This window comes from Pseudomonas sp. PS02290 (assembly GCF_029960075.1).
In the GTDB taxonomy this organism is placed as follows: domain Bacteria; phylum Pseudomonadota; class Gammaproteobacteria; order Pseudomonadales; family Pseudomonadaceae; genus Aquipseudomonas.
This window is the reverse complement of the sequence record NZ_JASCOY010000069.1, coordinates 21,000-28,009: the sequence shown is the minus strand read 5'-3', so window position 1 is coordinate 28,009 and position 7,010 is coordinate 21,000. Positions and strand designations below refer to the sequence as shown.

Genomic DNA, 7,010 nt, shown 5'->3' with positions numbered 1-7,010 from the left:
GCTGAAGCCGGTCCTACAGACCCCGCGTAACCACTGTAGGACCGGCTTCAGCCGGGAAGAGGCCCGCATGACCGCCATCAATTTCTTGGCCAATACCATTCTGTGAGGCTGCTCACTCCCACAGGGTTTCAGCCTTGGCTCTCGGAAATGGTCAGACCAAAAAGTGCCACAACAGCGACGTCCCGATCAGCCCGACCACCGAGACAATCGTCTGCAGCACCGACCACACCCAAATCGTCTGCTTCAGTTGCAGGCCGAAGTATTCGCGGACCATCCAGAACCCTGCGTCGTTGACGTGGCAGAAGAACACCGAGCCCGCCCCGATCACCAACGCCACCAGTGAGGCTTCCACCGGCGCCAGCCCGGCCATCATCGGCGCAAGAATGCCCGCCGTGGTAGTCGTCGCGACGGTGGCCGAACCGGTGGCCTGACGCAGCGCGACCGCAATCAGCCACGCCAGCAGCAGGTACGGCATGTGTGCGCCTTCGGCCACTTTGCTGATGGTCTGGCTGACGCCCGCGTCCAGCAACGTTTGCTTCAGGCCGCCGCCCGCACCGATGGTCAACAGCAACACGGCAATCGGCGCCAGGCTCTTACGCAGCGTGCCGCCCACCTGCTCGCGGGAGATACCGTTGGCCCAGCCCAGACACACCGTCGCCGCCAGCACCGCGATGCCCAACGCCACCAGCGGCTCACCGAGGAATTTCAGCGTCAGCGCAATGTTGCTCTCCGGCTCCATAGCGATTTTCGCCAAGGTGCTGCCGAGCATCAGAATCACCGGTAGCAGAATGATCAGCAACGAGATACCGAAGCTCGGTTGGCGGGAGGTGCTGGGTTTGGCCGAGAACAGCTCGCCCAGCTCTGCCGGTTCCTCAATGTGCATGCGCTTTGACAGCCAGTTGCCGTACAGAGGACCGGCCAGAATCACCGCCGGCACCGCCACGCAGAAACCCAGCAACATGGTCAGGCCCAGATCCGCGTGCAAGGCGCTAACGGCGATCAGCGGTCCCGGGTGCGGCGGCATCAGCGCATGCAGCGTGGTCATGCCGGCCAGCGCCGGAATGGCGATTTTCAGCAGCGGCTGATTCGACTGGCGGGCCATGACGAAGATGATCGGCACCATCATCACCAGACCCACTTCGAAGAACAGCGGCAGGCCGATGACCATGGCCACCAGGGCCATGACCCACGGCAGGGCTTTGCCCTTGCCCAGCCCCAGCAACGTCGAGGCAATGCGATCCGCCGCGCCGGACTCGGCCATCAGCGCACCGAGCATGGCACCGAGGGCAATGATGATTCCGGCCTCACCGAGAATCCCGCCCGCGCCCTTGCTGAACGCCTTCGCCACTGCCTCCGCTGGCAACCCCGCACCTATCCCTGCGATGAATGTGCCCACCAGAATCGACAGAAACGGCGGGAGCTTGGTCGCGCTGATCAGCACGATGATGGTGGCAATGGCGATCAGGCAGCAGATGATCAGGCGAGTGTCATGAAACACCCAGGCAGCAGATGACAGATCCAACGCGGAACCCCTTATCGGTCGGTTTTTATTTCAGGACGGATTGAAACAATATGTTTCAGCCGGCCGAACCATACCGGATGCGGCATTGCGTCGCAGTTAAATTTTCACAGGATCTGGCCGTTTCGCCACCGGTCTCCCACCTGGAACGCGATATCACCCTGTGGGAGCAAGCTTGCTCCCTGAAGCGGCATTTGAGTCACCTGCGCATTCGATCAGCACCTCGCGCAACCCCTGGGCGGCGGCTGACAATTGGTGGTCCGCCTGGGTCATCAAGCCAATACGACGCTCGATGCGCGGGCCTTCCAGGGCAATGCAGCGAGCGCCGAGCTCTTCCATCTGCGCGATGCACAGCGACGGCACCGCGCTGACGCCCAGGCCGTTGGCGACCATGCGGCCCACCGTCGACAGCTGATGGCTTTCAAACGCCACCGACAGTTTGCCGTGCTGGCTCTGCAGGTCCTGCTCCAGCAACAAGCGCACGGCGGACGGGCGCTGCAGGGTGATGAAGTCGTGACGCAGCAGCTCGTCCCAACTCACCTCGCTGCGCGCGGCCAACGGCGAATCCTTCGGCACCACGGCGACGAAGCGGTCCATGTAGAACGGCGTAAAAATCAGGTGGGTGCCAGTTTCAGGTTCGAAACCAATGCCCAGCTCCACGCGCCGATGCCCGACCATTTCCACCACCTGCTCGTTGATCACGTCGTGCACCGCCACGTTCACCCGTGGGTAGCGCTCGCGAAACACCTTCAGCGCGATCGGCAGCAGATTGCCTGCGTAGGACGGCATCGCCGCCACCGAGACTTTGCCCATTTGCAGGGTGAAACGCTGGCGCAGCAGCTCTTCGGTGTTGTCCCAGTCGGCGAGCAACTGCCGGGCCAGCGGCAGCAAGGCCTCGCCCTCGGGCGTCAGGCTGACGTTGCGCGTGGTGCGGGTCAGCAATTGTCCGCCCAGGTCTTCCTCCAGCGCCTTGATGGTCAGGCTCAACGCCGGTTGCGATAGATGCAGTCGTTCACCGGCCTGAGCGAAACTCAAGCACTGCGCCACTGCCAGAAACGCCCGAAGCTGCTTCACATTCATATATTTGGATTACTTATCAATCGATCAAAAAAATAAAATTAACAAATCAGTGCTTGCGAGAGAAGATGCGCCCAACGCTCTCCGATGCTTAGATTGTCGGACACAACTACAAATAAGGCGGGATCTCACCATGGCTGGACTCGACAAACGCGTGGCAACCTACGCTGAAGCCCTTGCCGGGCTGACCGACAACATGACCGTGCTGTCGGGCGGCTTCGGACTGTGCGGCATCCCTGAAAACCTCATCGCTGAAATCAAACGCATGGGCGTGAAGGGCCTGACAGTGGTTTCCAACAACTGCGGCGTTGACGGCTTCGGCCTGGGCATCCTCCTTGAGGACCGGCAGATCCGCAAAATGGTCGCGTCCTACGTCGGTGAAAACGCCCTGTTCGAGCGCCAGTTGCTCAGCGGCGAGCTGGAGGTCGAACTCACCCCCCAGGGCACCCTGGCCGAAAAAATGCGCGCTGGCGGCGCGGGCATTCCCGCGTTCTATACCGCCACCGGTTACGGCACACCCGTCGCAGAAGGCAAGGAGACCCGTCAGTTCAACGGCCGCAACGTGATTCTCGAAGAAGCCATCACCGGCGACTTCGCCATCGTCAAAGGCTGGAAGGCCGACCACTTCGGCAATGTGGTCTACCGTCACACCGCGCAGAACTTCAATCCGGTGGTGGCCACGGCCGGCAAGATCACCGTGGTGGAGGTCGAAGAAATCGTCGAGCCCGGCGTGCTGTTGCCCACCGAAATCCACACCCCCGGCATCTATGTCGATCGCGTGATTCTGGGCACGTTCGAGAAGCGCATCGAGCAGCGAACCGTCAGAAAAGCCTGACATCAGCGTCGTACTCGAACCGCTTTCCCCCTTTGTATCTCCGGCGTCCCACGAGCCGGACAGAATAAAAGAGACCCAAGACCATGGCACTCTCCCGCGAACAAATGGCACAGCGCGTTGCGCGCGAACTGCAAGACGGCTTCTACGTAAACCTGGGCATCGGCATTCCGACCCTGGTCGCCAACTACGTCCCGGACGGCATCGACGTAATGCTGCAATCGGAAAACGGCCTGCTCGGCATGGGCGCCTTTCCCACCGAAGAAACCATCGACGCCGACATGATCAACGCCGGCAAACAGACCGTGACGGCGCGCAAGGGCGCGTCGATTTTCTCCTCGGCCGAGTCCTTCGCCATGATTCGTGGCGGCCACGTTGACCTGACCGTGCTGGGCGCGTTCGAAGTGGACGTCGAAGGCAACATCGCCTCGTGGATGATCCCCGGCAAGCTGGTCAAGGGCATGGGCGGCGCGATGGATCTGGTGGCCGGCGCCGACAACATCATCGTCACCATGACCCACGCGTCCAAGGACGGCGAATCCAAGTTGCTCTCACGCTGCAGCCTGCCGCTGACCGGCGCCGGCTGCATCAAGAAAGTGCTGACCGACCTTGCTTATCTGGAGATCGAAAACGGCGCCTTCGTGCTGCGCGAAACCGCACCGGGCGTGACCGTCGATGAAATCATCGCCAAGACCGCCGGCAAATTGATCGTGCCGGATGACGTGGTCGAAATGACGTTCTGATGGACCCGGCAACGCCGCGGTTCTGCAGGATCCGCGTCATGCCGCACGTTTTCGCCACAGCGTAAGCGTTTGCCACACCCGCACCTTTGGTCAGACCGCCCTGCCCCTTCAGCGATGAAGGGGCTTTGCTGTATCTGAGCCGGTGCTTTTTTCGCGTCACCGCCAACACTTGAAACTGCCGTCCAAAAAACCTGAACAATAACTCCAAGAGGTAATAAACGTGGCCGCCGACATCGAAGAAAGCCGCTCCGCCCGCTTTGCCCTGCGTTGCGCCAAATGGGCGGAACGCTGGTTCCCGGACTCGTGGGTGTTCGCCGCCCTGGCCGTGGTCATCGTCACACTTGCCACGCTGGTCATCGGCGCCAAACCCGCGGACACCGCCAAAGCCTTCGGTGACGGTTTCTGGAGCCTGATCCCCTTCACCATGCAAATGGCCTTCGTGGTCATCGGCGGCTATGTCGTCGCCAGTTCGCCACCGGCGGTCAAACTGATCGACCGCCTGGCGCGCATCCCGAAAAACGGCCGCTCGGCCGTGGCCTGGGTCGCGCTGATCAGCATGGTGGCCTCCTTGCTCAACTGGGGACTGTCGCTGGTTTTCGGTGGTTTGCTGGTGCGGGCCCTCGCCCGGCGTACCGATCTGAAAATGGATTACCGCGCCGCCGGTGCCGCGGCTTATCTGGGTCTGGGCGCGGTGTGGGCCTTGGGCCTGTCGTCGTCCGCCGCGCAGTTGCAAGCCAACCCGGCCAGCCTGCCGCCGTCGATCCTGGCGATCACCGGGGTGATTCCGTTCACCCAGACGATCTTCCTCTGGCAGTCCGGCGTGATGCTTCTGGCCCTGGTGGTGGTCTCGATCATCGTCGCCTACGCCACAGCGCCCGGCCCGGCCAACGCCCGCGATGCCAAGGAATGCGGCATTGACCCGAGTTTTAGCCTGCCACCGCTGCCGCCGCGTACTCGCCCGGGCGAATGGCTGGAATACAGCCCGCTGCTGATCATCCTGATGGTCGCGCTGGCGTCCGGCTGGTTGTACAACGAGTTCAGCACCAAGCCCGCGATCACCGCGATTTCCGGCCTGAACACCTACAACTTCCTGTTCATCATGGTCGGCGCGCTGCTGCACTGGCGTCCGCGCAGTTTCCTCGATGCCGTGGCTCGCGCCGTGCCGACCACCACCGGCGTGCTGATCCAGTTTCCGTTGTACGGCTCGATTGCCGCGCTGCTGACAACCGTCAAGGGCGGTGACGCGCAAACGGTCGCGCACCACATCTCGACGTTCTTCACCAGCATCGCGTCCCACGACACCTATGCGCTGCTGATGGGCGTGTACTCGGCGATTCTCGGGTTCTTCATTCCGTCCGGCGGCGGCAAGTGGATCATCGAAGCGCCGTACGTGATGCAGGTCGCCAACGATCTCAAATACCACCTCGGCTGGGCGGTGCAGATCTACAACGCCGCCGAAGCCCTGCCGAACCTGATCAACCCGTTTTACATGCTGCCGCTGCTGGGCGTGCTCGGCCTGAAGGCACGGGATTTGATCGGCTTCTCGTTCGTGCAGCTGTTGGTGCACACGCCGCTGGTGTTGTTGCTGTTGTGGGTGCTGGGCACGACGTTGGCGTACATCCCACCGGTCATGCCTTGATTGAGTGAATAACGCCGGCGGGTGAATGTAGGACCGGCTTTAGCCGGGAAGGCGTCAACGGTCACACCACGAGACTGATGGCGCCAACACCGGCCCCTTCCCGGCTGAAGCCGGTCCTACAGTCGAGGTCACCGCCAATCCCACGGCGTGTACGCGGTTACTTTGCGAAGCTGTATTCCCGCTCCACCCTGGAAACCCGCGTAGTGCACCGCCGATACCACGTAGAACGGCCGCGCTCGCGGATTTCCCGGTGTTGCGGATGTTCCTTCCAGGCCAGGATCGCTGCTTCGTTCGCCCAGTAAGACACGGTGATCCCCAGCCCATCGTCGCTGCGTGCCGATTCCACGCCGAGGAACCCCGGCTGCTGACGAACGAATTCAAGCATCCGCCGGGCGGCGTCGTCATATTCCTGAGCGTCGAGCTCAGTGCGGATTGAAGTGAAGATCACTGCGTAATACGGCACGCCAAAGGTGTTTGCCATCATCATGTCAAATCAACCCCGCCGCGCAGGCCAGCACAAACGCCTCCACCAGCGGCGGGGTGCTGCCCTCCAGCGCGGCGCGTTCCGGTTGAAACAACGTCGCGACGAAGAACGGATGACCGTCGAGTTCCATCGCGCGGACCTCGTCGTCTTCGTCATGGCCCGATACTTTCAGCGGCCCGGCAAACACGTCGGCCTCCAGTTCCTTGCGCAAACCGTAGCGGCAGCGGTAGCGCTCATGAGTTTCCAGTGCGCCGTACGCGGTGGCAATTCGCGAACCCGGGCGCAGGCGAATCGGTGCGAAGGCCTCGACCAGCGAGCAACTCAAGGGCGTGATGATTGCGTTCTCCGATTCCGGCGCGGTCTCGGCATGCTCGGCATCGGCCCAGCCCAGGTGATTGCGCGCGTACTCCAGCAACGCATGCTGAAAGCCGCCGCACGTCCCGAGAAAAGGAACCTGCCGCTCCCGGGCGAAGCGAATCGCCGTCAGCGCGCCGCTCATGTCGCGATAAGGGCTGGCCGGCACGCACCAGATGCCCTCGAACGCCTGCAAGCTCACGCCGTGCCGAACATCCGTCGTCGGCACCCATGTGGCCTGCACGCTAAGCCCCGTTTCGTTCGCCACCCTGTCCAGCGCCACGGGTATGGCCTGATGTGCCGGCACGCTTGGGTCGTAGTCACCTACCAATGCAATCCGGATGTTCTGCCGCTGAGTCATG

At 62.3% G+C, this 7,010-nt stretch carries 7 protein-coding genes; 3 read left to right on the top strand and 4 right to left on the bottom strand.

Going from position 1 to position 7,010, the window contains the following annotated elements; all coding sequences use genetic code 11:
- Positions 1–151: 151 nt before the first annotated feature.
- The gene (locus QMX88_RS22415; protein WP_282372421.1) at positions 152–1,522 is read right to left on the bottom strand and encodes a GntT/GntP/DsdX family permease; all 1,371 of its coding nucleotides are present in this window, start codon (positions 1,520–1,522) and stop codon (positions 152–154) included.
- Positions 1,523–1,675: 153 nt separating this feature from the next.
- Positions 1,676–2,599 (bottom strand): LysR family transcriptional regulator, encoded by a 924-nt coding sequence (locus QMX88_RS22410; RefSeq protein ID WP_282372420.1) that lies wholly within the window; start codon positions 2,597–2,599, stop codon positions 1,676–1,678.
- A gap of 130 nt (positions 2,600–2,729) precedes the next feature.
- Here QMX88_RS22410 and QMX88_RS22405 point away from each other — a divergent pair, with 130 nt between their 5' ends.
- The 3 genes from QMX88_RS22405 (at position 2,730) to QMX88_RS22395 (ending at position 5,810) form a co-directional block, all read left to right on the top strand.
- Entirely contained in the window at positions 2,730–3,431 is a 702-nt protein-coding gene (locus tag QMX88_RS22405) for a CoA transferase subunit A (RefSeq protein ID WP_037013408.1), read from the top strand.
- 83 nt (positions 3,432–3,514) lie between these two features.
- Positions 3,515–4,171 (top strand): CoA transferase subunit B, encoded by a 657-nt coding sequence (locus tag QMX88_RS22400; RefSeq protein ID WP_192174022.1) that lies wholly within the window; start codon positions 3,515–3,517, stop codon positions 4,169–4,171.
- A gap of 220 nt (positions 4,172–4,391) precedes the next feature.
- Entirely contained in the window at positions 4,392–5,810 is a 1,419-nt protein-coding gene (locus QMX88_RS22395; RefSeq protein WP_282372415.1) for a short-chain fatty acid transporter, read from the top strand.
- A 157-nt stretch (positions 5,811–5,967) separates the two neighbouring features.
- Here the strand turns inward: QMX88_RS22395 and QMX88_RS22390 are convergent, their stop codons facing one another.
- Together QMX88_RS22390 and QMX88_RS22385 are read right to left on the bottom strand one after the other, a co-directional pair.
- Complete coding sequence (locus tag QMX88_RS22390) at positions 5,968–6,294, bottom strand: antibiotic biosynthesis monooxygenase family protein (RefSeq protein ID WP_282372425.1); 327 nt, start codon at positions 6,292–6,294, stop codon at positions 5,968–5,970.
- A gap of 4 nt (positions 6,295–6,298) precedes the next feature.
- On the bottom strand, positions 6,299–7,009 hold the full coding sequence (locus QMX88_RS22385; protein WP_282372414.1) for a CTP synthase C-terminal region-related (seleno)protein: 711 nt from the start codon (positions 7,007–7,009) through the stop codon (positions 6,299–6,301).
- Position 7,010: the final 1 nt, after the last annotated feature.

Excerpts from the sequence above, each read along its gene's own strand:
- QMX88_RS22385 (WP_282372414.1), bottom strand. The coding sequence starts at position 7,009 with ATGACTCAGCGGCAGAACATCCGGATTGCATTGGTAGGTGACTACGAC.
- QMX88_RS22410 (WP_282372420.1), bottom strand. The coding sequence starts at position 2,599 with ATGAATGTGAAGCAGCTTCGGGCGTTTCTGGCAGTGGCGCAGTGCTTG.
- QMX88_RS22390 (WP_282372425.1), bottom strand. The coding sequence starts at position 6,294 with ATGATGGCAAACACCTTTGGCGTGCCGTATTACGCAGTGATCTTCACT.
- QMX88_RS22400 (WP_192174022.1), top strand. The coding sequence starts at position 3,515 with ATGGCACTCTCCCGCGAACAAATGGCACAGCGCGTTGCGCGCGAACTG.
- QMX88_RS22405 (WP_037013408.1), top strand. The coding sequence starts at position 2,730 with ATGGCTGGACTCGACAAACGCGTGGCAACCTACGCTGAAGCCCTTGCC.